Here is a 26,130-nt window from a genome sequence, read left to right as displayed (position 1 = left end):
GTTTTTCAGCTACCTAAGTGTTGAACAATGTTTCAGATTTTTGGCTTCTTACTTCGCGCTGGTTAGTAATACTGTTGAGCAACCTAGGCATTAAAAGGATTATGAAAATTTTTAGTAATAGTTTTAAAGTGAAAGTTATATGCTGAAACCTTGAAGAGTCATTCAGAACATAATTCCATAAAAATTTGGCAGCAGTTAAACCTTTTTGTCGATTAAACGGCTTTTGTAGGGCTTTGCATGTTAGGTACTTATATAAATTTGCCAGACTTAGATTCCAAATATTTTTAAGTCCTAAAGACCTTTTTTTATATGCTTTCTCAAGCACCTGCAAGCAAGCTTTTTCTTGCCTGACAAGATTGGAAGAAACTGAATTAGCAATTATACGGTATAGGGTTTGTGCAGATGGTACACATATAAAATCAAATTTACAGGCTAATCGCAACCACATATCCCAATCTTGAGCAGCACATAGAGATTCATCAAATCCACCTAATTCGATTAAAGCTTCTCTACGAATCAAAGGATTGGAGCCATTCTCCAAAAAATTTGTCACTAATAACTTTTCATAAACGTCTCCATTGGCTGTAACGTGTGTACCAGAGAGTACTATTTCACTCTTTTCATCGATATAATCAGTCCAACTGTAAGCAACTTTTGCAGTCAAATTTTCTTGCAGAGCCTTTAATTGAGATTTAAGTTTATCAGGTGTCCAAAGATCATCTGCATCTAAGAAACTAACAAATTCTCCAACTGCACGGTTTAGCCCTCGGTTACGACTAACGTTTCCGCCAGCGTTGGGATAAGAAAATACTTTTATTCTAGGGTCTTTAATTTGTGTAATAATATCTAAAGTTGAGTCTTGCGAACCATCATTTATGATAATTAATTCAAAATTAGTAAAAGTTTGATTTAAAACAGATTGAATTGTTTCTTTAATGGTTTTTTCACTATTGTAAGCTGGTATAATTACAGAAATAATTGTTACATCCAAAGTTGATTTAACCATTTTGTTGTATTTCCTAAAATTCTGTCTAATTTCCATTTTAGAGAATAAAAAGGACTGATCATACTAGCAAAGTAAAAATTAATTTCAAAAATTGCAATTAAATTAGTTTTTAATTGACCTCTATACTTAATAATATGCTGTAATACTCGGTGTAGATTTCCTAAGATAGTTTTAACTAAAACTATTGGTTTTTGCCAGGTTTTAGCATTGATCAAACGTAGCTGGAAAATACACAGACCACAACCACGCGCTAGCACTAGTAAATAATCTTTTTCTAATCTCCAATGTGGAATTTGATGATTGATATGCATCGCGGGATTATACCATATTTCCCAACCTGCTTTGTGTAAATATAAGAGAGCTTCTGTATCATCCCCGCCAACCATCAATTTATTCAGTCTGCCCTTAAAAACCAATTCTTCAGGAACACTTTTATACCAAGCTTGCTTACGAACAACCAAAGCAGCACCTGGAGGAAGTCTTAAATTCTCTGCATCAAATAAATAAGGTTGTAGTCCGTGTTCCCTGATAGCTAGAAAGGCTTGAATTCTTGGAAAATCTTTTGGAGGATTTACTTCAAAATCACCGTGGATTTGACCACTCCAGGCACCAGCATGAGGATGCTCTTTGCCAAAAATATAAGACTGAAAAACCCAATCTGATGCTGGGAGATTATCATCATCTATGAATGCAATAAACTCACCTCTAGCTTCATTAATAGAACGCATTCTTGCAAATGCTATTCCCTGTTGTTTTTCTTGAAAATACCTCAATTTAAAGTTTTGATTAAATTTGTTTTGGTAATAATCGACTACTTGATTTGTCTCATCTTTACTATTATTGTCAATAATAATAACTTCCCAATTTAGGCTTTCTATACCTGTTTGATTGAGTAACAAGTCTAAAACTTTAGGTAAACGTTTTGCACCATTGTATGTAGGAATAGCTACCGTAAAATCTAATTTTTCAATATCCATATAAATACAAGATTAATTTTTAATTCTATTTTTTAGTTAAATAGCCATTTTTACAAAGATAAAAAGGACTAATAAAACTGCTTAAAAATAGTTGCATTTCGCAAGCAGCTACTAAATCAGTTTTCAACATAGTTCTATATTTAAGTAAATGTAAAATAATTTTACGCAGGTCATTTATCAGATAAGCTAAAAAAGCAAATGGTCTATATATCTGTTTGACATTAATCATTCTAGTTACATAACGGCTAAGTCCAATACCTCTAAAAAATGGAATTAAATAATCTTTTTGCAAACGAAATTTTGGTATTATGTGAGAAATTTCCATTTCTGGGTTATACCAAATTTCCCATCCTGCTTTTTGGATATAAGACAACATTTCTAAGTCTTCACTGGTAAGCATACTGCCTTTAACTCTTCCAGTTAAAATAGGCTTATCTGGTACAATTTCTAACCAGACTTGTTTACGGACAACAAGTCCGGCAGATGGTGGTAGCAATTTTTTAGCTGCTTCATATAATAGTGGTAAATTACCTCGCTCTGTAATTGCCAAGAATGGAGCAATTCGCTGAAAGTTTTCTGGTGGTTCTACTTCCCAGTCAGGATGAATTTGGCTGCCATAAGCTCCCGCTTTCGGATATTTTTCACCAAAAGCATAAGCTGCTGACACCCAATTTGATACTGGGTAGTTGTCATCATCTAGAAAACCTATGAATTTACCTTTAGCTTCTAAAACTGCTTTTTTTCGGGCATAAGCTGCGCCTTGTTTTGCTTCAAAGCAATACTTTAAAGGGTAAGGACATCGCCAATCTTTTTGATAGGTTTGAACAACTTTAGCTGTATTATCAGTGCTGTTATTGTCTACAACTATAATTTCCCAAGATAAATTTTCGGTGTGAATTTGGTTTTGTAGTCGTTCTAGTAGTTCAGGCAAACGACTTTCACCGTTATAAGTTGGGATAGCTACAGTAAAGTCAAGGTTCTCAGTCATTATTCGGAAAAGTATATTTTAATGATGACGCTTTTTATTATGTTCAGGCAATGGCTAATTTATCAATGGCTTTTAAATGAATCTATCAAATATTAAAACTGCATATGATGTTTCAATTTTGCTATCAACGTGCAGTTTTATGTTCAGCAATATTACGTATTTTTAAACAAATATTGGTATTTAAATTACTTAACTGCATTTATCATCTTTTGCTGTCAGCATTGAGCCTAAGAGAGTTTTTACAATGACACATCGTTTTACGCTACTAGCCAATGTAGGATTTGCAGAGCTTGGTACAGCTACCACTATTTTTAACCCAGGTGGCTCTGTACCTGCTGCCACTGTTCCAAAGTTATTTGGCAGAGTTAGAACTCCCATATAGTCAAAGGTAATTTTTGCTGATGTACTTAAAGGATAGGATACAGGAGAATTAGTAGTAGTATTAGCAATGTTTTCTCCACTAAGATTTCCGCCCAGCAAAAATTTATCGGAATTGGCTCCCACATCGACCGCTAAAGGTTTCCATGTCCATGTGCCGATTGCAGCATCGCTACGATAAATAGCAACCTCTACATTTTGGGTTGTGCTATTTCTCTGAAAACTGACACTGTAGCTAAGTTTTTTGATTTTAGCTTCGCGTTGTGCTTCTTGTAATGCAGCGAAAACGGCGTCGTTAACTTTATTTATCCGTTGCCGATTTACGAAAGCAACCCAACCAGGAGCTGCGATCGCTGCTAAAATTCCTACTAAGAGCATTACTACTATTAGTTCTATCATGCTAAAACCAGCATCCTTTTGGAAGTATGCTGATGTGTAGCGGAGTCTGTTCGCTGAACATTGCGGTTTTGGTGTTTCCACTACAAATCGCTTAAGAATTTTGTTTAACCTCAATAAAGCTGCACTGTGCATACAATACCTTTGATGTTATTAGCTAGAGGTTATTTAGTAAATAAAAATCCGTGGCCTTGTACTCGAATGCTCGAACTTGGAAAATAAGTTTTTGTATTAGCAGTGTAAGCTAAGTTATTATTTTGCAGACGAGCAAGTGCATTGCCTCTAATGTACACCTGTGCTAGTACTTCGTTGGCATCGACACAAGCAAAAAATCCACTTGTTTGGCTGCCTACGAGATTTGGACTAGTGCAAGGTGTGCTGCTAGGTGCAGTGGTACTAATATAATCAACTAAAGTTACGACTTGATTACTAGTAGAGTAATTAGCTAATGCACCTAATGCAGTTTGCCATTGATTCATTTTGTCTTTGAGTGTAGCACCGCTTTTATTTAGTGGTGGTGGATTAAATCCAGTATCACTTGCACTTCCTGTTGCATTAGCATAAGCTGCATTCACTGGACCTTGAAGTTCAAACCTGCCAATCCGTGCTTCTTGAGACCAAGTATCGTTGATCTTATTGGGATTTGTGATTAAGTAGTATGCTACCAATGAATAAGCAAAACCATCATCTGTTTGTGTGGCACTAGTCTGAGTGCTAGCAGTAATTCCGACACTATCAGGTTTAAGCTCACGTTTCCAAAAAACAAGTATTGGTGTGCAAACACTCGGATTGCTGCCGCTAGTAGGGCTACAGCTAGAAGCGGATTTAGCTGGTGGTATTTGGTCTGCAATGCCTGAACTACTAATAGTAGTAGTATTTGTGTTTCTGGTAACACCATCGGCATCATAGATGTAAACGGCTTGCTCTAAGTCACGAGCAATATAATCTAGTGCTGCTTGGATTTCTTGCTCGGAATTTGCCTTGGCTTGTTCTTTGCGATCGCCATCTAGAATATTAATCATAAAGGCCATTAAAGGCGTTATGATTAATACTGCCATTATCATAGCTACTAGCAGCTCAATCAGGGTAAAGCCGCTAATTGTCTTATTTATTCCAGAGCGTTTTAATTGAGCACTCAGGATAAATTTCAGTGAATTTATCATACTGCGGTTTCCCTTTTGTTGACAGATATTTAAGAATAGACTTCTTGCATAAATATTTATTTGCGTCACGCAGAGGCGTATGAGAAAGATGCTAAAATTGCAAGTTTTGCAAGAAGTCTAATTAAAATTCAATTGCAACCACCTGTGTAGCGGGCGCAAAGGTCACTGTATTTAGGCACAGTATCGTTAATATCTGTTGTCATTTCCACTACAGGTGCTTTGCGCTGACCAACGCCACCGGTGAAAGTAGCTTGTGTCACTTTTTTGTAATCACCCGACTCATTATTTCTAGAAAGAGTAGTGCTTTCTTTGAAAGCATCAGCTCTGTAAACCCGCACACCTAAAGCATATCCAGTAGTAGCAGTACTACTAACTGAGTTGTACCGAAAACCCTGTACAACCATGTCTGTAACACTGGTGTTTTCGCAGCCACCACTACTATCAAAATCAACGCAGTATAAAGATGTACCAGTTGGGGCTGTACAGTAAGAGTTTGCTGTTGTGCAAGTTAGAGTTCCCGTCGCTGTAGGAGCGGCGTATGCAGTTAGGGTATCAGTTCCCGTTGAGGTGGGGGCGTCAATTTTCTTTGTCTTCACCGCATCAATGTATGATTTAGCAGCTTGTGTGGCTAATTCTATCCGTCTGGATTGTATACGGGTTGCTACTGACAGGGAAAGAACAGGTGCGATCGCAACTAGCAAAATGCTAACTACAAGTATCGCTACCAAAGATTCAATAATCGTGAAACCCCCTTCGTTATATCGTAGGTAGGATACAGATGTATTACCTACTTCAGTAGCCTGTAATCTTTGTTTGTTACCTTTTTTCCCTATCAACATGACAATTTACCTAATATTTACAGGATTTACAACGAGTCAGATGGTATATCTGATGCAGATGGGCAGCCGCTTGGGCGATATTCATCAGGAACTGCTTTTGCATAAGTTACTGTCACTCCTGTTGTCGGGATACCTGTCTGGTTGCTAGCTTCTCCGGCACAGAGCAATGTTTTCACCCAGGTATCATCTCGACCAACTTCTCTAAAGAACTCATTCGGGCGACCTGTTGGAGGCGCTGTAAACCTTTGGGCAAACAAGTCTGGTTGCTCTGACAACAGACCAACATCAAACCCCCACTTTCTATTTGGTGCTGCATAGAAAGGTAACAGACCACTAGCGTTTCGAGTTGGGTAAGTGTCTAATGAGTAGTCAAAAATGCTGAGATTATAGTCTTTAGAAGCAGTAGCACTGGATTGTCTGTTTGTGAAAATGGGTGCAATTGGCGCAGTCGAGAAGCTACTGCGTTTTAATTGAATAAAGCTACCGCTGATTTTGGCTGTTCTAGTATCCCAGTTTTCCAAAAACCGCACAAAGTTTTGCAAACCTGATGAGATTTCATCTGTTCTACTGGGACTATTTCCTACTACAAAGGTGGCATTGAATATAGTGTCAGTTGCCTGTTGTAGCCAATTAGACTTAAAGTCATCTCCTGACGCTACATCGAGCGCGTCCGTTCTCAAGTTAGGGGGAACCTTTTTTGCATCATGAATTTCTAAGACAGGTACTAAGAGCGGTTGATTGTCCAAATCAGGACTACCATCACCGTTAGCATCAATGGGAGGGAAATAGAATAATAGTTTGTCACTTGCGTATGTTACTTGGTCTATATCTCCTGGGTCGGTTGTACTATTTGTGGTTCTAAACCAGAAGCCGCGGATGTTAGTATCTGTTAAACCGTAATTAGTGCCATAAGTACATCCATTATTGCTATAACCAATACCAGTAGTATCCAAGGGGCAACCTACACCCATAGGTTTGTAAATACCAGGACTGCTTGTAGCCAGGTTGTTGCTATTATCACGGGCAAATGCAACTCGACGGGGATAAAGGCGGTCTGTAGCCAGAGTAGATTGCAGGGATAAATAATTTGTACTTGTATCACCAGACCCCAAGCGCTCTCTGATTTTCTTGTTACCAGTAGTAGCAGTTCCGTATGCGGTAGTATTCCACCAATTTGCATTAATACTAGTAGTGCCGCTTGGAGCAGCAGCAAGTATGGCTTGACCCAACTGATACGTCTTGATGTTTCTTTCAGTCAGGGGTACAGTAGTACCTAACACTGTGTAATTCTGTGAAGTAGTACTTAAAACACCATCACCGTTTATATCAAACCCAACAGCCCAATCTCCAGAACCGCACTCTGAAACTAGTAACTTACGGCACATTTCCATGACATATAAGGGTTGGCCAGTAACCTTGCGCTGAACTGGAGTCACTCCATTTACTAAGTAAGAGCCTAGAGAAATGTTAGGAGTAACGGTAGTGTCTAGTCTGGGATTACCATCACTTGTCCAAAAAGAACTGGTAGAATAGGCATTTTCCCAAAAACCATTTTTCAGACGATTTCGTCTTCTATCATCTAAAGTAGCTAAGAAAGTGGATGAAAGTGTGGGACGGGCACTTAAGCCATCCTCTACAGTAATGCCAGTGTTATTGTTCAAATCGTAATCTGCGTATCTCCGTACACCATCTACGAAACTTCCAGAAAGCAAGGTCATTGAATCGGCAATAATCGTTGCTGGTCTCCAAAGGTCGCCCCCAGTAGTAGGGCAGCCGGTTCTTCCTGCGCGACAGGCAAAGTCAGTATTGGGAGTACTGCGATCGTAAAAGTTGGTACCTGCTGATTCTGTTTCTGAAAATTCCTCAATTTCTGTAGTGCTTGTACTTGTACTGTGCAGATTGAAGTTGCCCTTAATATATGCAGGCAAATTTGTTACTAAAATCAAACCTTTTTCTTTAGCAATATAAGTATTAGCACTAGTTCTTGCTAAAGTTCCCCCATTAATCAGACGAATCCCATTTGGGCGACGAGTTGAATCTAGCCTAAAATCAGTTGGGCTGAGTAACTCTGATTCGCTGCTTGTATCACTTGCATCACGCAAGGCATCATCTCTAGAGGCATAAATAATGCCACTGTAAGGCAATAAATACTCGTTAGCTGTTATTGCTGTGGTAGCTACACCACTCGTACTGGAACTTAAATCAATGTCTGTAACTCGAATTTCTAAGGGTTGACGCTGTTCTAAGTCTAAATTGTATGTGGTTGGTGAGCCTGATGTACTTATCTGCTTCACTTCTCTAGCATCAAGGAAAGTTGCTTCTCTGATTGCACCGTGTTTAGGTTGGTTACTAGGAGTAGTAACAAAACCACTTGGATTAGCCAAAATTGAAATAGCACAAAGCGCTGTATCAATTGCTGAATAATCAGCTAGCTGCAAACCACTACTAGGTACTGTAGTATCAGTTCCAATTTTTGCTAGAGCATCTTGTAAAGGTTTATTAACCCAACGCCCGTTGGGGAATTTCAAGTTGGCTTGTAGTTGTAGACGAGTTTGGTTAATCGTAAAAAATGTGCCTCTTCCATATGTCGGGTAATTGTAAACAACACCATTGTTTGACCTGCCGTCGGTAATATCTACACCATATCCACCATTTTGATTAACTTTGTTTTTAGCTGTAGTTTCGTTTGAAGGATCGTAGTAACTGCTTACACAAGCAATCGGTTCTTGGTCAGTGCCATAGTCTACTTTGTAGTGATAAACAGCAGTCGCTCGCATTTGGAGATCGCCTTTGCGAACATTTCCAGGTGTTGACATCGGCATTGTGTCAGGCCAAACAACAATATCACTCGCAGAAGGAGCTGGTAAAAATGAACCAAGTGTGCTGGAACCTCTTGGGTAAAACGGGCCAGTTACTGGGTTCGGAATACTGCCAGAACCATCTACATAAATACCTGCACCAGTAACAATCCGCACACCACCCACGCTGTCTAAATCATTTATGGGATTTGCTGCCGCATTTTCTTCCCAAAAGCCATTACGGTCAGATAGACCTAAATCAGCAACTGCCTGTATTTGAGTGTTACGCCATCTTGCTGGTGGTTCAGAACCATATCTAGTCCAGTTAATCGCAGTACCAGAACTGTTCAAAATTGGCTGTTGAGCCTCTGATCCAACATATTTTCCATTTTGTAGCCACAGAGCAGGGAGGTTATTGCCGACAAAAACGCGATCGCCTAATGCGGTTTGAACACCTTCTTTCTTTTGTAAATTTGGTTGTGTAGCTTCTAGCTTAGATGTATTTAGAGAGGGAGATGATGATGTTGGTACACTAGTGAACTTGTTACTGGATGTTAGTGGTTCTTGCCAAACTTGTGGAGGATCTAAACTAGCAGTAATTGCTGTGATGGTACTACCATATCCGGTTGTTGCCCCCGATCCAGTAGCGTCTGGTACTTCTGCAAAGGGTACTCGACGAGTACGATTTTGCAAATAAATTTGTATTTCGTCGTAGAGGATATTTTTGGCTGTCGTCGCATCGTCAGCATCTAGTACTTTGATATCGACGTTGGTTTGCACATCTGTCGGATAACCACTTAATTTAACAGCCGCTTTAAGAGCGGTACCGTTAGTTGCGCTATTGCAATTTGTGCATAAAGCGATCGCAGTAGTCTTCATTGCAGCAATGCGTAAATTGTATGCCGCATCGTTGAATCCAATACTACTACCACCAGTAGCGTCTGTAGATTTATTGGCGCTGTTAATAGCAGCAGTGCTGATACTCTTCCCAAAACCTTTGTATAGGTCAACAGTTACATTCTGATTACTAGTTTGAGCAAGACTACCATTTCCGACGTTTCCCCCAACGCTAACTTGCCCGTTTTCTTGATTATAAAAACAGGATGTTTTGCTGCTAACTTGGCGGAAAGTTATATTACCGTCACTGTCAATAACCCCTACTAGCAAGTTGCCATTGGTATGAACTCTTCCATTTAAAAGTAACTCTGTACTACCAACTATGACTTCTAGATCATTATCAAAGAAAACAGCGTTATTTGCTAATGGAATGCGACTGCGATCTTGCTGAAACTCTAGTGCTACAACACTTTTGTTACCTTTGTATGGCTCAGAATTATTTTGATTAATACTAGGTGTAGTAGTTGTTGGCAGACTATCATACACTTGTTGAGTAATCGGCAGGTTAACGCTATAGACAAAGAAGCTTTTACCCAGATTGCCACTATTTAACTTATACCAACTGGAATTGCCTACTAAGCTAGAAAAACCTGATGCATTGCATTGCTGATTTGACGCATCATTATCCATTGGTGGGGTTCTAGCATCTAGAGGTTTTCTTTCGCGATTAAACTGTCCTGTAGTTGAGTCTCTACTGGGTGAGCGAAAGAAGATTCCATAAAGAGTAAAAGTATCTTTTTTGCCGTTATTGTCTGTGTCAACGGCATATTTCCAAGCTGTTTTTAATGTTTCATCGTTCTCTATATTGCTACTAGTCTCAATAGTGTTGTCACCGTCAAGGTCAAAAGCTAGCTTCAGGCGAGTTTCATCACCAAGTCTATATTTGTCTTTTTTAATAGCATCATATAAGGCGCTATCAGAAGGAGTTCCTCGTGGTAGTGTTGGGTCTTCTATTAATGCATCTAATTTAGCTCTAGCACGATCAATCGCTGGGGTAGCAGCGTTAAGCACAGCCTCATTAACGCGGACATTACTAGCATTTTTAGAGCGCTCAAAAGACCGAAATAAAATTGCAGTTGTTAACAGTACGACTACCAAAACTACCATTGCCACTGTTGGTAAAATAAAGCCAGAATTCACAGAACTGCGTCTTCTTCGAGTGCCAGAGATACTCCGCAGTAGCCAAATAATTTGCTTGTTAATTGTAGATAAAAACTTTTTGCTAGTTTGTCTGAAGATTTTTTGAATTGCTTTGAATAACTGACGTTTTCGAGACATAGCTGCTTCCCGATCGAGTGGATTTTAGCGGATTTTCTATTTTTTAAACATTTTCATTTAGGCCTGTTAAGTATTATTACAGGCATAAACGAAGCTATGTTTATCTAACTACTACATTTGGCTTTACTAACTTCCAAATAAAGTAGCTACAACAAAAGATAATTTATTAAAGTTATATCATTTATGAATTGTTCATTTGCTCCGGTAAACACTGATTTTTTCAGAATTATTTAGTTCAGGTCTGATAAATAATAAAAGCATTAGTTCACAGTATATTTGCGTAAATGTGTTTTATTTGAAAAGAAATTTATGAAGATGTTGTCAGCAGAGTAGGCTTATAATACCCATCTGTTAAAAAAAAGATATCAATTAGGGGCAAAATAATCAGATGTGCGGCTTAGATTCCCGACTTCTTTAATTAAAAAGTCGGGAATCTTGTTGTTCGCATTGCTTTGATTAATTACTAATTACTCATTAGTACACCTTGGCATAAATCCCACTACCACCTTTAAAGACAAGCAAGCTTCTGCCACAAGGTACGCAAAATTAGTACCCTGTGGCAGAAGCTACTAGGCATCATAGATGCAACACGCAGTTACATTAATGAATGTTAAAAGGATGGTTAGAAACCGCAACTATACGAGGTTTACTCACATCCGTAGGTTTCAAACCCTCAATTATTCTTAGATTTTGTTTGTGTATCCGGCGTTGCTGAATCAAGGGATGATTCTTGTAGGGTGGGCGGCACGAGCGCCCTGAAACACAAGGGACAGGCTTTTCGGCCCATCCCACAAAACTAGCAAAATCATCCCGCTTTCTCTGCAACGCCGTTTATCCAAACCAGTTTGGTCTTCTCCCTACAGCCCTTTGGCTACGTCCCGTTGAGTGAAGGGGAGACGCTAGGTGCTATGTAGCAATTTGTGGTATTGACACCTTCACTAGCACTTTTTTGCTAAAAGACAGACCATTTTCATTTTTGTCAATGATAATCGTGTCTCCAGAGATAAAAGTATTCTCCAATAACTTGGTGGCGAGGGGGTTTTCTACTTCTCGCTGAATTGCCCGTTTGAGTGGGCGGGCACCGTAAACTGGGTCATAGCCTGATTCGACAAGGTGATCGCAAGCTGATTGGGATATCTCAAAGAAGATTTTTTGCTCGCGTAGGAGATTTTCTACCCGTTTGAGTTGAATGCGGATGATCTGCCGCATTTCAGTGCGACTGAGGGCATGGAAGAGAATAATATCATCAAGGCGGGTGAGAAATTCTGGGCGGAAATGCGATCGCAAAGCATCCATTACCCGCTTTTGCATCGTTTCATACTTAGAATCATCACCAGATATATCCAAAATATGTTCGCTACCAATGTTACTGGTCATCACAATGACGGTGTTACGAAAATCTACCGTCCTTCCTTGAGAGTCAGTAACTCTCCCATCATCCAACACCTGCAATAAAATGTTGAACACATCGGGGTGCGCCTTTTCTACTTCATCCAACAGCACCACTGAATAAGGACGGCGGCGAATCGCCTCGGAAAGTTGACCGCCTTCTTCATATCCTATGTATCCTGGAGGCGCACCCACTAAGCGAGAAACTGAGTGTTTTTCCATATACTCAGACATATCCAAGCGCACCAATGCATCATCAGAATCAAAGAGAAACTGAGCTAAAGCACGGGCAAGTTCGGTTTTACCCACACCTGTAGGGCCCATGAACAAAAATGAACCAATAGGACGAGAGGGATCTTTCATCCCCGCACGGGCGCGGCGAATTGCGGCTGCTACTGCTTCTACAGCCTCTTCTTGCCCAATGACTCGTTGATGCAAATGACTTTCTAATTGCAGTAATTTTTGTCGTTCCGATTCCAACAAGCGATTGACGGGGATTCCTGTCCACTTGGCGACGATTTCGGCAATGTCGGCTTCGGTGACTTGTTCTCGCAGCAGCGTGGAACCTTGGTTTTGAATTTCTAAAAGGCTCGCTTCTTTAGCTTCACGCTCGTGCTGCACTCCCTCCAATTTGCCATACTTTAGTTGGGCAGCTTTATTTAGATCGTAGGCGCGTTCCGCCTGTTCAATTTGCACTCGCAGCGCATCTTCTTCTTTCTTTAAGGCGCTTATAGCCTCCAATATCTGCTTTTCACCTTGCCATTGCTCATTAAATATTTGCTGTTTTTCCGTTAAATTGGCAATTTCTTTTTCAATGCGCTCTAAACGTTCTTTCGTTTGGGGAGTACCCTTTTCTTCGCCAGCTAATGACAGCTTTTCCATTTCTAACTGCATGAGGCGGCGATCGATGGTTTCCAATTCGGCTGGTTTGGAGGTAATCTCCATTTTCAACTGTGCTGCTGCTTCATCCACCAAATCAATAGCTTTATCTGGTAAGAAGCGATCGCTAATATAACGTGCTGACAAGGTTGCTGCTGCTACCAAAGCCGAATCAGAAATTTTGACGTTGTGATGCACTTCATAGCGTTCTTTCAACCCCCGCAGAATCGAAATAGTATTTTCCACACTTGGCTGATCGACAAATACTTGCTGAAAGCGGCGTTCTAGGGCAGCGTCTTTCTCAATGTGTTTGCGGAATTCGTCAAGGGTAGTAGCACCAATACAACGCAGTTCTCCCCGCGCCAGCATTGGTTTGAGCAGATTTCCCGCATCCATTGCCCCTTGTTGGCTGGAACCTGTACCGACTACGGTATGTAGTTCGTCAATAAACAAGACAATTTGACCGTTAGATTCCGTAACTTCTTTGAGGACAGCTTTCAGGCGTTCTTCAAATTCTCCTCGCAATTTTGCCCCAGCAATTAAACTACCAATGTCTAAAGAGATGAGTTGCCGGTTTTTCAGAGATTCAGGAACATCACCGTTTACCATCCGTTGTGCTAATGCTTCGGCGATCGCAGTTTTACCTACCCCAGGTTCACCAATGAGTACGGGGTTGTTTTTGCTACGACGAGACAATACTTGAATTACCCGTCGAATTTCGTCATCCCGCCCAATTACTGGGTCGAGTTTTCCCGCTTTTGCCTGTTCTGTCAAATCTCTGCCAAATTTTTGTAAGGCTTCATAGCGGGATTCTGGGGTTTGATCTGTTACCTTTTGGCTACCGCGAATAGTTTTGATTGTAGCTTCAAGTTTAGGTGCATCCGCATTAAAGCCTTTGAGCATCTTTCGTCCAATGCGATCGTCTTCAGCAAAGGCCAAAAGTATGTGTTCCACGGAAATGTAGGAATCTTTCATCCTGGCTCTAGCTTCCTCGGCTCGGTCTAGTAAAATATCTAAATTGCGGCTAAGGTAAAGCTGATCGCTTTTACCAACTTTCGGCTGGCGTTGGGTAAAAGCTTCTAGCTGCTGCTGCAAGCGGATTGGATCGACCTCAGATCGAGCTAGGATACGTATTGCTAGACTAGTGGGTTCTTCTAACAGGGCAATAATTAAATGTTCAACATCTAGTTGCTGTTGTTGATAAGCACGGACTATATCCTGAGATTTAACAATTGCTTCCCAGGCTTTATCAGTAAATTTATTTGGATCTGTAGGTTGCATCTTTAGAATTTTAGAATTTGAATTTTTAGTTTAAGGATTGGGGATTATTAAAGGGAGTAGGGAGTTGAGAGTGGTTGTAACCCTACTCCTTAATACCCAGATAATTATCCAAACATTCTGGGCGGATATCCGCGTGTATCTCCAGTGGCAATTTTGGATTGGCAATTGATGATAGTTTAATCCATTGCCTATTTCCTAATTTAAAACGAAAACACTGTTATGAGCAGACTTTCCCCAATGGTGTTATTGGAGCGATGTCTACGACTGGCTATTTGACTTCGCTATTAATATTGCTCATCAAGGACAGTATTGGGGAAATACTAATAGGATTTACGTAGAGGAGATCCCCTAACCCGCCCAAAAAGGGAAAACTCTAGCGCGTCTTCTGTGTTTACTGACACCAGATGACAGTGTGCCAGAAGAATCAATCTCTTTCTAGCTCCACTTTTTAAGACATCAGTGTAGATTTTTCGATCGCTCTTAAGCACAAATTGCTGCCCAGATTCCCGACTCCTTAAAGAAGTCGGGGATCTGAATCCAGCTTAGATAAATGACATTCCACTCTACTGGATAATTAATTTTTTGGAAATCCCTGATAGAATTATTGACTCACAAGTTGCTCTTGTGATTCCTGTTTGACTGCCGAACCTTGAGTTCCCAGTTGAATCAGTTCAATTTTATACCCATCAGGATCTTCCACAAAAGCAATTACCGTCGAACCATGTTTCATTGCCCCTGGCTCGCGCACGACTTTACCGCCCTGAGTGCGAATTTCTTCACACGTAGCGTAAATATCATCAACGCCAAGGGCAATGTGACCGTAAGCATTACCTAATTCGTACTTTTCTACACCCCAGTTGTAGGTTAGTTCGATTACCGAGTTGTCGCTTTCGTCGCCATAGCCAACAAAAGCCAGGGTAAATTCTCCGCCTGGATAATCTTTTCGGCGCAGCAGTTTCATTTTGAGAATTTCACAGTAGAACTTTAAAGATTCTTCAAGGTTGCCCACCCGCAGCATTGTGTGTAGTAATCGCATATTGACCTTTTCTCTGTAATTGATTTAGTGTTATTCTCTGCAAACATTTTACCTAGCTCAAAGTCTTAAGGTAAAAATGCTGTCACAGAAAGAATTAAAAGCCGAAAGGACAGGATAAACAATTACCCATTCTGGGCATTGCTCCCTATCCCTGATAATGGAAATCTTCTTTAATCTCAGCCGAGAAAGTCTCTTAACCACCTATGCTAGCGATTGGGTTAGGCAACTGGACTGGATGCGTAACACACTCGAATAAAGGATAAAGTACAGATGAGTAAATTTCTAGATACTGCAATTGAGGCGATCGCAGCCCGTGAAATTCTTGATTCACGCGGTAGACCGACAATTGAAGCCGAAGTACATTTAGCTAATGGTGTTGTCGGACTGGCGCAAGTTCCCAGTGGTGCTTCTACTGGCACTTTTGAAGCTCACGAACTGCGTGATGGCGATAAAGGCCGTTACGGGGGCAAAGGCGTACTCAAGGCAGTACAAAACGTCAAAGAAGCACTTGCGCCACAATTGTTAGGCTTGGATGTCCTCAATCAAGAACTGCTAGACCGCACAATGATTGCGATAGATGGTTCTGCTAACAAAAAAAATTTGGGGGCTAATGCAATTTTGGGGGTTTCCTTAGCAGCTGCTAAAGCTGGTGCTGAGTCTCTAGAAATTCCTCTATATCGCTATTTGGGTGGCCCTTTAGCGAATTTGCTCCCAGTGCCGTTGATGAACGTGATTAACGGTGGCGCACACGCCTCAAATAACGTGGATTTTCAAGAGTTTATGATTGTCCCAATTGGCGCAACTTCCTTTCGGGAAGCGTTGCGCTGGGGTGCAGAGGTGTTTGCTACTCTCAGTCAAGTATTAGATGAGAAGGGTTTGCTTACTGGTGTGGGCGATGAAGGCGGCTTTGCTCCTAACCTAGAATCTAATCAGGTGGCTTTGGAATTGCTGGTTGCTGCCATTCAGAAAGCTGGTTACAAGCCAGGGGAACAAGTAGCTTTGGCGTTGGATGTGGCGGCTAGCGAGTTTTACAAGAATGGTCAGTATGTTTACGATGGTAAACCTCACGCCCCGACAGAGTTTATTGACTATTTAGGACAACTGGTTGACCAATATCCAATTGTGTCAATTGAAGATGGCTTGCACGAAGAAGATTGGCAAAGTTGGCAATTGCTCACCCAGAAGTTAGGTTCGCGGGTGCAATTGGTAGGGGATGACTTGTTTGTGACTAACGCTACTCGCTTGCAAAGAGGCATCCAGGAAAAAGCCGCTAATGCCATCTTGATTAAACTCAATCAAATTGGTTCGCTTACCGAAACCTTGGAAACAATTGATTTGGCAACTCGCAACAGCATCCGTTCAGTAATTAGCCATCGTTCTGGTGAAACAGAAGACACAACGATCGCTGATTTAGCTGTAGCAACCCGTGCCGGTCAAATCAAAACAGGTTCTCTGTGTCGCAGCGAACGCGTAGCAAAATATAATCGCTTGCTACGAATTGAAGATGAACTAGGCGATCGCGCCGTTTATGCTGGTGCTGTAGGGTTAGGGCCGAAGTAGGGACTGGGGACTAGGGACTGGGGCAAGAATTCTTCCCAATACCCAATCCCCAGTACCCAATCCCCAATCAAGGATAAAACCCCAACTTGGGCAACCCCAAGGTTTCATCCCAGCCCATCATCAGGTTTAGACACTGAATAGCTTGGCCCGCCTGTCCTTTAATTAGATTGTCAATTGCTGACATGACAATTACGCGACCCGTGCGTGGGTCAACTTCTACACCGATGTAACAAAGATTGCTGCCGTTAGCCCACTTGGTTTGGGGGTAAACGCCGCTACCGCAGACTCTTACCCAAGGAGAGTTGCGGTAGAAGGCTGAGAAAATTGTGATTAAGTCATCTCGCACTAGACCTGGATCGCTCATTGTGGCATATACCGTTGCCAAAATACCGCGTACCATTGGGATCAGGTGCGGTGTAAATTGAATCATGAGTTCGTGACCGGCTAAGTCACTGCAAATTTGCTCAATTTCTGGGGTATGACGGTGACGACCAACATTAAAAGCTGTTATGGAGTTGTCGGCTTCAGCTAGTAATAAGTTGGTTTGAGCCTGCCGTCCGCTACTAGATGTGCCAGACTTGGCATCGATAATAGCTGTTTCCGGTCTGATTAAGCCTTGCTTTAAAAGTGGCGAAAGTGCAAGAAGACTAGCAGTGGCATAGGAACCGGGACAGCCAATAAGTTGAGCTTCGGCAATGCGATCGCGATAAAGTTCTGGTAATCCATAAACTGCTGTCGCTGCAATTGTGCGATCGCTTCTCTCTGTACCATACCAATTGGTATAAGTTGTCAAATCACTAAACCGATAGTCTGCACTCAAATCTAGTACTTTACATCCTTTTTCCAAAAGTTTGGGTGCGATTTGGCAAGCCAGACCATTTGGTAAAGACAGGAAAACTACTTCACAGCGGTGAGCAATTATTTCTAGTTCTACTGCCTCAATTAGCAGGTTAGTTGCATGAGCCAGATGCGGGTAAAGATCCCCAAAGGATTTCCCGATACTAGTCTCACCTCCTAAATAAACCATTTCAACTTCTGGGTGATCCATCAGTAGTCGTACTAACTGCACTCCACCATAGCCCGACGCGCCAACAATCCCAACGGGTACGCGTCTAAATTTGCCCATGATCTGAAATCCTTATCCCATGAATGGTTAATTTGTTCTCAGCTATCAACAATATCAGCGACCAGACGCACAGCACACAAAAGGTCTTAAACCCCTCTACTTTGTTCCGAGAAGATGGGGGAGCAAACAAATGATTATTATGCTTCCTCATCCTCTTGATCCTTTGCGATCGCTGCACTTTATCCCCACTTTTAATGGCAAAAATTTTTGCCCCGTTATCAAATCATTGCTAGTCTACTTCTCTGCCTTATAAAGGAGCTACAATCTAAAAGAAGAAATTGTTAAAAAAATTTACGTTTATAGCTGGAAATCTTCTGTGTCACAGCCTAATCCTACCCAAGCTTTTAAATTTGATTCGATTGATGCCGCTTTAGCAGACCTAAAAGCTGGTCGCGTCATTGTAGTGGTAGATGATGAAAATAGAGAAAATGAAGGCGACTTAATTTGTGCTGCCCAATTTGCCACACCCGACATGATTAATTTTATGGCGGTGGAAGCAAGAGGACTAATTTGTTTGGCAATGACAGGCGATCGCCTAGACGAGCTAGACTTACCCTTGATGGTAAGCAACATTACAGATACTAACCAAACTGCTTTCACTGTCAGTATTGATGCCGGGCCAGAATTAGGTGTCACTACAGGCATTTCAGCAGAAGACCGCGCCCGAACTATCCAGGTTACTCTCAATCCAGCCACAAAACCTACCGATTTGCGTCGTCCTGGTCATATTTTTCCGATTCGAGCTAAGGTTGGAGGCGTACTCAAACGCGCAGGACATACGGAAGCGGCTGTGGACTTAGCGAGATTAGCAGGGCTATACCCGGCGGGGGTAATTTGTGAAATTCAAAACTCCGATGGTTCAATGGCGCGGTTGCAGCAGTTAGTTGAATACGCTAAACGTCACAATTTAAAAATTATTAGCATTGCGGATTTAATCAGTTATCGCCTACAGCACGATCGCTTAGTGTATCGTGAGGTTATTACCAAGCTGCCTAGTCAATTCGGTCAGTTTGAAATTTACGCCTATCGCCATACTTTAGATAATACAGAACACGTGGCAATTGTTAAAGGCGATCCCGCTAACTTCAAAGATGAGCCAGTAATGGTACGGATGCACTCAGAATGCTTAACTGGTGATGCTTTGGGTTCTTTGCGCTGTGACTGTCGGATGCAGCTTGTAGCTGCACTGAAAATGATTGAGTCTGCTGGTCAAGGTGTAGTTGTATACCTGCGTCAAGAAGGGCGGGGAATTGGCTTGATTAACAAACTCAAAGCCTACTCGTTGCAGGATATGGGACTAGATACAGTAGAAGCAAATGAGCGTTTGGGATTTCCTGCTGACTTGCGAGACTACGGGATGGGGGCACAAATGCTCATGGATTTGGGCATCAAAAAGATTCGTCTGATCACCAATAATCCCCGCAAAATTGCAGGTGTCAAGGGTTATGGGCTGGAAGTAGTCGATCGCGTGCCATTGTTAATTGAGGCAAACGACTACAATTCCTATTATCTGGCGACAAAGGCGAAAAAGCTGGGTCACATGCTGTTACAAACTTATCTAGTAACAGTAGCAATCCATTGGCAAGATGACCCGGAAGCTGTAACCGAACGTTATGAACGCTTAGAGAAACTGCGACACTTAGCCAGAAGTAACGATCTATTGTTGCAGGAAGAAGCGCGCCCCTTAGCGATCGCTTTATTTGACGAGCCATCTTTAACAGTACACTTAGGTTTCGATCAAGCAAAAGTTGCTAGCTGTGATTGGTATCAGCAGAGTGGTCATCCTTACATACAGGCAATCTTCCAAATTCTAGACAATCTCGCAACTGTGCCTTACATCCAGAAATTAGAATTTCTGATTTCTTCTGGTTGCGATCCTTTGAGTAATTTACAAGTCCAACTAGATCGGCAGACATTCGCCGATGGTACATTGCCTTCATCGATTAGCGATCGCTTGGAGACGCAGCAAATTTACAGCTTTAGCAAATAGCCACGAACTAAGAGAAAAATTTTTAAGGGGGTTGGAGATTTATTGTGCTTAAGTCTTACCTTCCCCCGAACTTTTCAGCCGTTCTTTTATATGACAATGAGAGTAATAAAAATTATTGTTGAAAAACATAATGACGGTTACGTAGTATATCCCTTGGGTATCAAGGGGGTTGTAGTTGGCGAAGGTGACAGCTATGAACAAGCACTAGCTGATGTTAAATCTGCTATCCACTGCCATATCGAGACATTTGGTCAAGAGGTTTTAGAAGAGCAATCACCAGTCCTAGAAGCTTTTGTGGCGGAAGCTGAGGTTCCTATTTAATCACTAAATGTAGAACAAGAAAAGGATAAAATCGAATCAAACCTGAAGATTTAGATTATGAACACAACTATTATTGCCAAAGTCACAGCTGATGGAAAGCTAGAAATTCCTCTAGAGGTTTTGGAAAAGCTTCAGCCTTGTACAGAATATGAAGTATTTGTTACCGAAAATGAAATTGTGTTTAAAAAAACAAACAACCGATTAACATTAAAAGAATTAAGGCAACGAGTGATGCAGGCTGGTTCAGATCCAAATCAACCAACTCTCGAAGAAATTAATCAAATAGTCAAGGAAGTTAGGCAAGAACTTTGGACTGAAACATGAGGGTTGTAGTTGATGTAAATGTTTGGATTTCAGGATTACTTTGGGGAGGAGTGCCAGATATAGTTTTGCTACTGGCAGAGGAGCAGAAAATAACTATATTTGCATCTGATGCTTTATTTTTAGAGTTAGAAACTACTTTGCGCCGTCCAAAATTTCAGTCTAAAATCGAGTCTTTAAATTTAAGAGTAGAAGATATAATTAATGCTACAAAAGATGTACTCCAATTTTGTCTAACTGTTTCTGTCAGCGCTCCTCAATTACGCGATCCAAAAGATACTATAGTTCTGGCTGCGGCTATTGCTGCAAATGCTGAAGCAATTATTACTGGTGATTTAGATTTATTGGTTTTAATAGAGTTTAATGGAATTTCCATTTTGACACCACAAGATTTTCTGATACGTTATTTTCCAGAAAGGTCTAATATTAATTCATAATTATTAATAGTCTACGGAAAGCACATAGCTGTACGTAATAGACACTGGGGAAGAATTTTCCAATCCCCAGTACCCAGTCCCTAATTAATAATGAGTTGCCGACTTGCGATGATGCACGGCTGTAACGCCATCAGTATCCAACAGTTTGCCACTCTCGACAGTCGCATAAACCAGCCAGTGGTCGCCAGATTCCATCCGGTTTTGTACGGAACATTCGAGATATGCTAGAGCATCCGTAAGTATGGGAGAACCGCTTTCAGCTTCTTCGGCGGCGACATCAGCAAATCGGTTTTGTCCTGGGCCAAAAGGTTTGAGGAAGTGCTTCATCAATCCCAGGTGATTCCCTTCTTTAAGAATATTGAGGACAAATTTGTTTCCTGTGTGCGTCAGTGTTTCTACTGCCCGATCTTTGGCAACGGCGATGGTTAAACCAGGTGGACTAAAGCTGGCTTGAGACACCCAAGAGGCTAACATGGCACTGGCGCGATCGCCTTCTTTGGCTGTAAGAACGCAAAGAGAACCGACAATCCGACCAACTGCTTGTTCTACATTTGTTGCAGGTTGACTTGGCGATCGCACTTTTCTCGCTTTCTTCAGTGCTTGGGCAAAGTCGGTTCCAGCTTCTTCGCATAATTGTAAGGTGGCATCGTCGGGTTTGAATTTGACGCGGATGGTATCAAAACCAAACCGATAGCCAGCATCTTTTAATTTACTCTCGATTAAATCAACCGCTTCCCCACTCCAGCCAAAGGAACCAAAAGCACCGGCGAGTTTATTGTTAGTAGCGGTGGATAGCACAATCCCTAAAGCTGTTTGCACGGGTGTCGGTGCATGACCGCCGAGAGTGGGAGAACCGATGATGAAACCACCCGCTTTTTCGACAGCCGCTCGGATTTCTTCTGGTTCCGTAAATTCGCAGTTAATCGATTCTACGGCAACACCAGCTTTTGTGATCCCACGAGCGATCGCTTGGGCTAATGTGGCTGTATTTCCATAAGCTGATGCATAAATTAACGCTACTGTCAAGTCAGCAGATGTTTGCTGTTGACTCCATTCCCGATAAGCTTTGGTTAGGTCGATTAAGCCATAGCGCACCAAAGGCCCGTGTCCAGTGGCATACATTCTCACAGGAAAATCGACCAGTTTATCCAGCGCTGTTTCAACTTGACGAGCGTGGGGAGCCATCAGGCAATCAAAATAATAGCGCCGATCTTCGTTATATACTTCCCAGCCTTCATCAAATACCTGATCTCCACAAACGTGCGCCCCAAATAACTTATCTGTGTAGAGAATTTCTGTTTGTGGATCGTAGGTGCAAAGTTGATCGGCATAGCGGGGATTGGGAGTGGGAATAAATTCTAAATTATGCCCATTACCCAAATCTAGAGTTTCCTCGCCCCGCATCACAAGAATTTGCAAATCTTGATTTTCCAACGCCGCACGTAAATTTCTCGCCCCTGGATTAGAACACACAAAGGTGATTTGCGGGGCAATTTTTAATAAAGCTTTTAAAGTTGCAGCACGGTTAGGATTTACGTGTCCCAAAATTACATAATCTAAATCTTCAAGATGGAAACGTTGTTGCAAAGCTTCTAAATAAATTTGCGTAAAGGTTTCCCCTGGAGGATCGATAATGGCGGTTTTCTCGCTTTCAATTAAATAAGAATTAGCAGTTGTACCCTTAGCAAGAGCATATTCAATTTCAAATCTCAGCCTTGACCAACTGCGCGATCGCAGTATTCTCGTATCTGTCGCAATCGGGAAAACTTGAACGTCACGGGGTTTGTTTTTTGACATAGCTTTATTGGGGAATGGGGCATGGGGCATGGGGCATGGGGCATTGGGCATTGCTTATTAATTATTCTCCCTGCCCCTCTGCTCCCCTGCTCCCCTTGTTAATAATGGTTGCCGACTTTACGGTGATGCACAGCAGTCAAACTTTCTGGTTTAGAAACTCCTCCGGCGTAGACTGTGCTATATACTCCCCAATGGTCGCCGCAATCCATTCTGCTGATGACTTCGCACTCCATGTAGGCGAGGGCATCGTTGAGGATGGGCGCACCATTTTCGGCTGGCTGAGTTCTCACACCTTGAAAACGATCTGCGCCAGGGGCGAACCGTTTCAAAAAGTGTTTCATTAATGGTTGGAAATTGCCTTCTTCTAAAACGTTGAGAACAAAGCGATCGCCTACTTGCATGAGTGATTCAATTGCCCGATCTTTGGCGACTGCAATCGAGAATCCCAACGGTTTGAAGCTAGCTTGAGCAACCCAGGAGGCTAGCATCGCACTGGATACATCGCCTTTTTTAGCAGTAATAATATATAACCCACCGCTGATTCTACCTAGTGCTTTATCTAAGTCAGCACCAAGGGATTTCATCGCTTTGATGTTGCGATCGCGTGTTACCCATTGAGCTAAGTCTGTACCCGCTTCTTCACACAACTTGTAAGTATTTTCTGTCGGCGTTTGTTTAATCCGAATTGGTGGAAAAACTGTTGTCAAACCTAAATTGCGGAATTTACTCACCAAAGGATCTATTGGCTCATCATCGCCACCACCGGTTTCAAATACGCCGATAGCTTGCTTTTCTTTGGTCGATCCTAAAACAGTGCTGAGTGCAGCTTGGATGTTCGCAGCGCCAGAAGCCGGAGGTAATCCAACGACTAGTCCAGCACAACGGCTAACTAGTTCCCGCAGTTCTTGTAAATCGACTTCAGATCCCAAATCGACAATTTCCACTGCGACACCGGTTTTACCGATACCGTTGGCAATTGCTTGCGCTAGGCGATCGCTATATCCGTATTCAGAAACGTAAAATATCCCAATTATTGTTTCTGCCTTGGTTTGGCTTTGGCTCCAAGTGCGGTAACGTCCAACTAGTTCTTCTACATTGTGAGATAATAATGGGCCGTGCCCTGTGGCAATCATGTCGATCGTTTTCAGTTCCGCCATCCGCTTCAGCGCAGATAGAACCGATCGGGCATTGGGCCCCATCAAGCAATCGTAGTAGTAATGAAAGTCTTCTTCGATCGCTGCCAGGTTTTCATCAAAGGTGCTATCTGAGCAATAGTGCAACCCAAAAGCGTCGCAGGTGTAGAGAATTTTGGTTTTGTGGTCAAAGCTGAAAATGGTATCCGGCCAATGTAAATTTGGAGCAATCACGAATTCAAATTCATGCCCATTGCCCAAATCTAAGCGATCGCCATTTTTCACAATCCGCCGTTTAAATGGCTGATGTACCAAATTCTCCAGAAACTGAATCGCCACTTTAGAACCGACAACGGTTATTTCTGGAGCCATAAGCAGCAAATCTTTAACTAAACCGCTATGGTCTGGCTCCGTGTGGCTGATAATTAAATAATCAATTTCTGTTGGGTTGATTAATCCGGTGAGCGTATCAAAGTATAGTTGGCGAAATTTTTCGTGGGAGGTATCAACTAAGGCAGTCTGCTCCCCGCGAATGAGAAACGAGTTATAAGTGGTGCCGTTTTGCAGACCAAACTCAATATCGAAGCGATCGCGATCCCAATCCAAAGAGCGAATAGCCGTTGTCTCTTGAGCAATCTCTACAGTCTGTATGGTGAGCCGTTTTTCAGTTTTTTCTGTGAGTGCTACCATAACTCCCTCCTTGACACAATGAGTATTTCTTCCTCTTCTTTTATTGTTACACGGCTTTAATGTTAATTTTTATTAAAAAACCTATAGTTGACTTAAAAAAGTTAAAAGTGTGAAACCACAGAGGCACAGAGAGGAAATTTGGCTAGCCTTGGAAATTGGTAATTCGCGGCTGCATTGGGCATTGTTTATTGGCGAGACACTTTACTCAGCTTGGGATACCGACTATCTTGCTGAGTCTGTCATACAACATCTAACTGAATTTCAAACCCTAGATGATTTATTGCTGGCAATTTCTCCAAGCCATCAACAAAGTAATTTTCTCACAAATACTCCACCCCTTTGCGCTTTTGTCTCTCTGCCCCCGTGCCCTGTTGTCCTTGCCTCAGTAGTTCCCAGTCAAACTGCTATTTGGCAAACTTACCCAAATGTTCGCGTTATTACCTTAGACCAAATACCACTAAAAGGCGTGTATCCCACACTAGGAATTGACCGCGCTTTAGCTTTGTGGGGTGCGGCGAAAACTTGGGGTTTTCCGATGTTGGTAATTGATGCTGGAACAGCGCTAACTTTCACGGCTGCGGATGCTAATGAGTGTCTAGTTGGAGGTGCAATTTTGCCGGGATTAGGCTTGCAATTTGCAACTCTCGGTCAAAAAACAGGACAATTACCATTAGTAGAAATGCAAAATTTTCCGTCTCTACCAGCACGTTTTGCTCTCAATACTAAAGAAGCAATTCAAAGCGGGATAATTTACACAGTATTAGCTGGAATTAAAGATTTTATTGAGGCGTGGTGGCAGTTATTTCCTCATGGTAATATTGCAATTAAAGGGGGCGATCGCACTTTATTAATTAACTATTTGCAAGCTTTATATCCTGAAATTGCAGATCGTTTAATTGTGGAAGCAAATTTGATTTTTTGGGGAATGTGCGAAATAGTAATGGGTGATAGTACAGATGGAATAAAATGAAGAGAGAAGTTTACCCATAGGGAAGTTATGCCCAAAGCATCATCGCTTTATGTAATTATGCAACAACTTGCTGCCCTTTCTTTAGTGGATCTTTTCAAACTTAGGGCAATAATCGATGCGTTGATTGAGGAAAAATCTTCTCCACTGTTCAATATTTTGAGTGTTGGAAGCTATCAAAGAGCAATGTCTGTTTCTAGTGAAACGAGAGACATTGATATCGCTGCTGTATTCCCCCCTATGATTCCGGGGTCGAGTATAAGAGGTCAGATCAGATCCGCTATTATCTCAGGAAACTTAGAACACATTAATTTAGATGAATATCAAGTTGTCCAATTTTCTAAATCGGAAGCAAAAGGGGATGATTCCTTAGAAAAGGTAATAAAACTGGTTGACGAATGGATGGCTGATGAATCTGGATACGATGAGCAAACATACCCACAGATTGAGACAGCTTTGAACCAAAATCAGTTATCACTATAA

19 protein-coding genes are annotated in these 26,130 nt (G+C 41.7%); 7 read left to right on the top strand and 12 right to left on the bottom strand.

Annotated features, from left to right (window positions below):
• Positions 1–13: 13 nt before the first annotated feature.
• The 9 genes from RMZ42_RS02115 to gloA form a co-directional block, all read right to left on the bottom strand.
• A complete protein-coding gene (locus RMZ42_RS02115) occupies positions 14–1,006 on the bottom strand; it encodes a glycosyltransferase (protein WP_322669826.1) in 993 nt (330 codons plus the stop codon).
• A complete protein-coding gene (gene hpsE / locus RMZ42_RS02110) occupies positions 982–1,983 on the bottom strand; it encodes a hormogonium polysaccharide biosynthesis glycosyltransferase HpsE (protein WP_322669825.1) in 1,002 nt (333 codons plus the stop codon). The genes RMZ42_RS02115 and hpsE (RMZ42_RS02110) overlap by 25 nt, the downstream gene beginning before the upstream one ends.
• Before the next feature lie 25 nt (positions 1,984–2,008).
• Positions 2,009–2,971 carry a hormogonium polysaccharide biosynthesis glycosyltransferase HpsE gene (hpsE, locus tag RMZ42_RS02105; RefSeq protein WP_322669824.1) on the bottom strand — a complete coding sequence of 321 codons (963 nt, stop codon included), beginning with the start codon at positions 2,969–2,971 and terminating at the stop codon, positions 2,009–2,011.
• Between the two features lie 189 nt (positions 2,972–3,160).
• The gene (locus RMZ42_RS02100) at positions 3,161–3,880 is read right to left on the bottom strand and encodes a type II secretion system protein (RefSeq protein ID WP_322669823.1); all 720 of its coding nucleotides are present in this window, start codon (positions 3,878–3,880) and stop codon (positions 3,161–3,163) included.
• Between the two features lie 29 nt (positions 3,881–3,909).
• On the bottom strand, positions 3,910–4,908 hold the full coding sequence (gene hpsC, locus RMZ42_RS02095) for a hormogonium polysaccharide secretion pseudopilin HpsC (protein ID WP_322669822.1): 999 nt from the start codon (positions 4,906–4,908) through the stop codon (positions 3,910–3,912).
• 128 nt (positions 4,909–5,036) lie between these two features.
• A complete protein-coding gene (hpsB, locus tag RMZ42_RS02090) occupies positions 5,037–5,747 on the bottom strand; it encodes a hormogonium polysaccharide secretion pseudopilin HpsB (RefSeq protein ID WP_322669821.1) in 711 nt (236 codons plus the stop codon).
• A gap of 26 nt (positions 5,748–5,773) precedes the next feature.
• A complete protein-coding gene (gene hpsA, locus RMZ42_RS02085) occupies positions 5,774–10,720 on the bottom strand; it encodes a hormogonium polysaccharide biosynthesis protein HpsA (protein ID WP_322669820.1) in 4,947 nt (1,648 codons plus the stop codon).
• 906 nt (positions 10,721–11,626) lie between these two features.
• Positions 11,627–14,269, bottom strand: coding sequence for an ATP-dependent chaperone ClpB (gene clpB, locus RMZ42_RS02080; protein ID WP_322669819.1), 2,643 nt, complete (start codon positions 14,267–14,269; stop codon positions 11,627–11,629).
• Between the two features lie 601 nt (positions 14,270–14,870).
• Complete coding sequence (gene gloA / locus RMZ42_RS02075) at positions 14,871–15,305, bottom strand: lactoylglutathione lyase (protein ID WP_322669818.1); 435 nt, start codon at positions 15,303–15,305, stop codon at positions 14,871–14,873.
• Between the two features lie 270 nt (positions 15,306–15,575).
• Between gloA and eno the strand changes: the two genes are divergently transcribed.
• Entirely contained in the window at positions 15,576–16,865 is a 1,290-nt protein-coding gene (gene eno / locus RMZ42_RS02070) for a phosphopyruvate hydratase (protein WP_322669817.1), read from the top strand.
• A gap of 67 nt (positions 16,866–16,932) precedes the next feature.
• Here the strand turns inward: eno and argC are convergent, their stop codons facing one another.
• Positions 16,933–17,991, bottom strand: a complete 1,059-nt coding sequence (argC, locus tag RMZ42_RS02065; RefSeq protein WP_322669816.1) for an N-acetyl-gamma-glutamyl-phosphate reductase — start codon at positions 17,989–17,991, stop codon at positions 16,933–16,935.
• A 316-nt stretch (positions 17,992–18,307) separates the two neighbouring features.
• Here argC and ribBA point away from each other — a divergent pair, with 316 nt between their 5' ends.
• The 4 genes from ribBA to RMZ42_RS02045 all read left to right on the top strand — a co-directional run bounded on the left by ribBA (position 18,308) and on the right by RMZ42_RS02045 (position 21,060).
• Complete coding sequence (ribBA, locus tag RMZ42_RS02060; RefSeq protein WP_322669815.1) at positions 18,308–19,981, top strand: bifunctional 3,4-dihydroxy-2-butanone-4-phosphate synthase/GTP cyclohydrolase II; 1,674 nt, start codon at positions 18,308–18,310, stop codon at positions 19,979–19,981.
• A 90-nt stretch (positions 19,982–20,071) separates the two neighbouring features.
• Positions 20,072–20,302, top strand: coding sequence for a hypothetical protein (locus RMZ42_RS02055; protein ID WP_322669814.1), 231 nt, complete (start codon positions 20,072–20,074; stop codon positions 20,300–20,302).
• A 57-nt stretch (positions 20,303–20,359) separates the two neighbouring features.
• Complete coding sequence (locus tag RMZ42_RS02050) at positions 20,360–20,626, top strand: hypothetical protein (RefSeq protein ID WP_322669813.1); 267 nt, start codon at positions 20,360–20,362, stop codon at positions 20,624–20,626.
• A complete protein-coding gene (locus tag RMZ42_RS02045) occupies positions 20,623–21,060 on the top strand; it encodes a putative toxin-antitoxin system toxin component, PIN family (RefSeq protein WP_322669812.1) in 438 nt (145 codons plus the stop codon). The genes RMZ42_RS02050 and RMZ42_RS02045 overlap by 4 nt, the downstream gene beginning before the upstream one ends.
• A gap of 84 nt (positions 21,061–21,144) precedes the next feature.
• Here the strand turns inward: RMZ42_RS02045 and RMZ42_RS02040 are convergent, their stop codons facing one another.
• Positions 21,145–22,857, bottom strand: coding sequence for a diflavin flavoprotein (locus tag RMZ42_RS02040; RefSeq protein WP_322669811.1), 1,713 nt, complete (start codon positions 22,855–22,857; stop codon positions 21,145–21,147).
• Positions 22,858–22,955: 98 nt separating this feature from the next.
• The gene (locus RMZ42_RS02035; RefSeq protein ID WP_322669810.1) at positions 22,956–24,680 is read right to left on the bottom strand and encodes a diflavin flavoprotein; all 1,725 of its coding nucleotides are present in this window, start codon (positions 24,678–24,680) and stop codon (positions 22,956–22,958) included.
• Positions 24,681–24,789: 109 nt separating this feature from the next.
• Here RMZ42_RS02035 and RMZ42_RS02030 point away from each other — a divergent pair, with 109 nt between their 5' ends.
• On the top strand, positions 24,790–25,650 hold the full coding sequence (locus RMZ42_RS02030) for a pantothenate kinase (RefSeq protein WP_322669809.1): 861 nt from the start codon (positions 24,790–24,792) through the stop codon (positions 25,648–25,650).
• 27 nt (positions 25,651–25,677) lie between these two features.
• Positions 25,678–26,130, top strand: a complete 453-nt coding sequence (locus RMZ42_RS02025) for a hypothetical protein (protein ID WP_322669808.1) — start codon at positions 25,678–25,680, stop codon at positions 26,128–26,130.

Origin of the sequence: Nostoc sp. DedQUE05 (assembly GCF_034530955.1) — a bacterium.
In the GTDB taxonomy this organism is placed as follows: Bacteria; Cyanobacteriota; Cyanobacteriia; order Cyanobacteriales; family Nostocaceae; genus Nostoc.
Note: the sequence above shows the minus strand (reverse complement) of the source record. Positions and strands in the feature narration are given on the sequence as shown.

Excerpts from the sequence above, each read along its gene's own strand:
- RMZ42_RS02115 (WP_322669826.1), bottom strand. The coding sequence starts at position 1,006 with ATGGTTAAATCAACTTTGGATGTAACAATTATTTCTGTAATTATACCA.
- hpsE (WP_322669825.1), bottom strand. The coding sequence starts at position 1,983 with ATGGATATTGAAAAATTAGATTTTACGGTAGCTATTCCTACATACAAT.
- hpsE (WP_322669824.1), bottom strand. The coding sequence starts at position 2,971 with ATGACTGAGAACCTTGACTTTACTGTAGCTATCCCAACTTATAACGGT.
- RMZ42_RS02100 (WP_322669823.1), bottom strand. The coding sequence starts at position 3,880 with ATGCACAGTGCAGCTTTATTGAGGTTAAACAAAATTCTTAAGCGATTT.
- hpsC (WP_322669822.1), bottom strand. The coding sequence starts at position 4,908 with ATGATAAATTCACTGAAATTTATCCTGAGTGCTCAATTAAAACGCTCT.
- hpsB (WP_322669821.1), bottom strand. The coding sequence starts at position 5,747 with ATGTTGATAGGGAAAAAAGGTAACAAACAAAGATTACAGGCTACTGAA.
- hpsA (WP_322669820.1), bottom strand. The coding sequence starts at position 10,720 with ATGTCTCGAAAACGTCAGTTATTCAAAGCAATTCAAAAAATCTTCAGA.
- clpB (WP_322669819.1), bottom strand. The coding sequence starts at position 14,269 with ATGCAACCTACAGATCCAAATAAATTTACTGATAAAGCCTGGGAAGCA.
- gloA (WP_322669818.1), bottom strand. The coding sequence starts at position 15,305 with ATGCGATTACTACACACAATGCTGCGGGTGGGCAACCTTGAAGAATCT.
- eno (WP_322669817.1), top strand. The coding sequence starts at position 15,576 with ATGAGTAAATTTCTAGATACTGCAATTGAGGCGATCGCAGCCCGTGAA.
- argC (WP_322669816.1), bottom strand. The coding sequence starts at position 17,991 with ATGGGCAAATTTAGACGCGTACCCGTTGGGATTGTTGGCGCGTCGGGC.
- RMZ42_RS02055 (WP_322669814.1), top strand. The coding sequence starts at position 20,072 with ATGACAATGAGAGTAATAAAAATTATTGTTGAAAAACATAATGACGGT.
- RMZ42_RS02050 (WP_322669813.1), top strand. The coding sequence starts at position 20,360 with ATGAACACAACTATTATTGCCAAAGTCACAGCTGATGGAAAGCTAGAA.
- RMZ42_RS02045 (WP_322669812.1), top strand. The coding sequence starts at position 20,623 with ATGAGGGTTGTAGTTGATGTAAATGTTTGGATTTCAGGATTACTTTGG.
- RMZ42_RS02040 (WP_322669811.1), bottom strand. The coding sequence starts at position 22,857 with ATGTCAAAAAACAAACCCCGTGACGTTCAAGTTTTCCCGATTGCGACA.
- RMZ42_RS02035 (WP_322669810.1), bottom strand. The coding sequence starts at position 24,680 with ATGGTAGCACTCACAGAAAAAACTGAAAAACGGCTCACCATACAGACT.
- RMZ42_RS02025 (WP_322669808.1), top strand. The coding sequence starts at position 25,678 with ATGCCCAAAGCATCATCGCTTTATGTAATTATGCAACAACTTGCTGCC.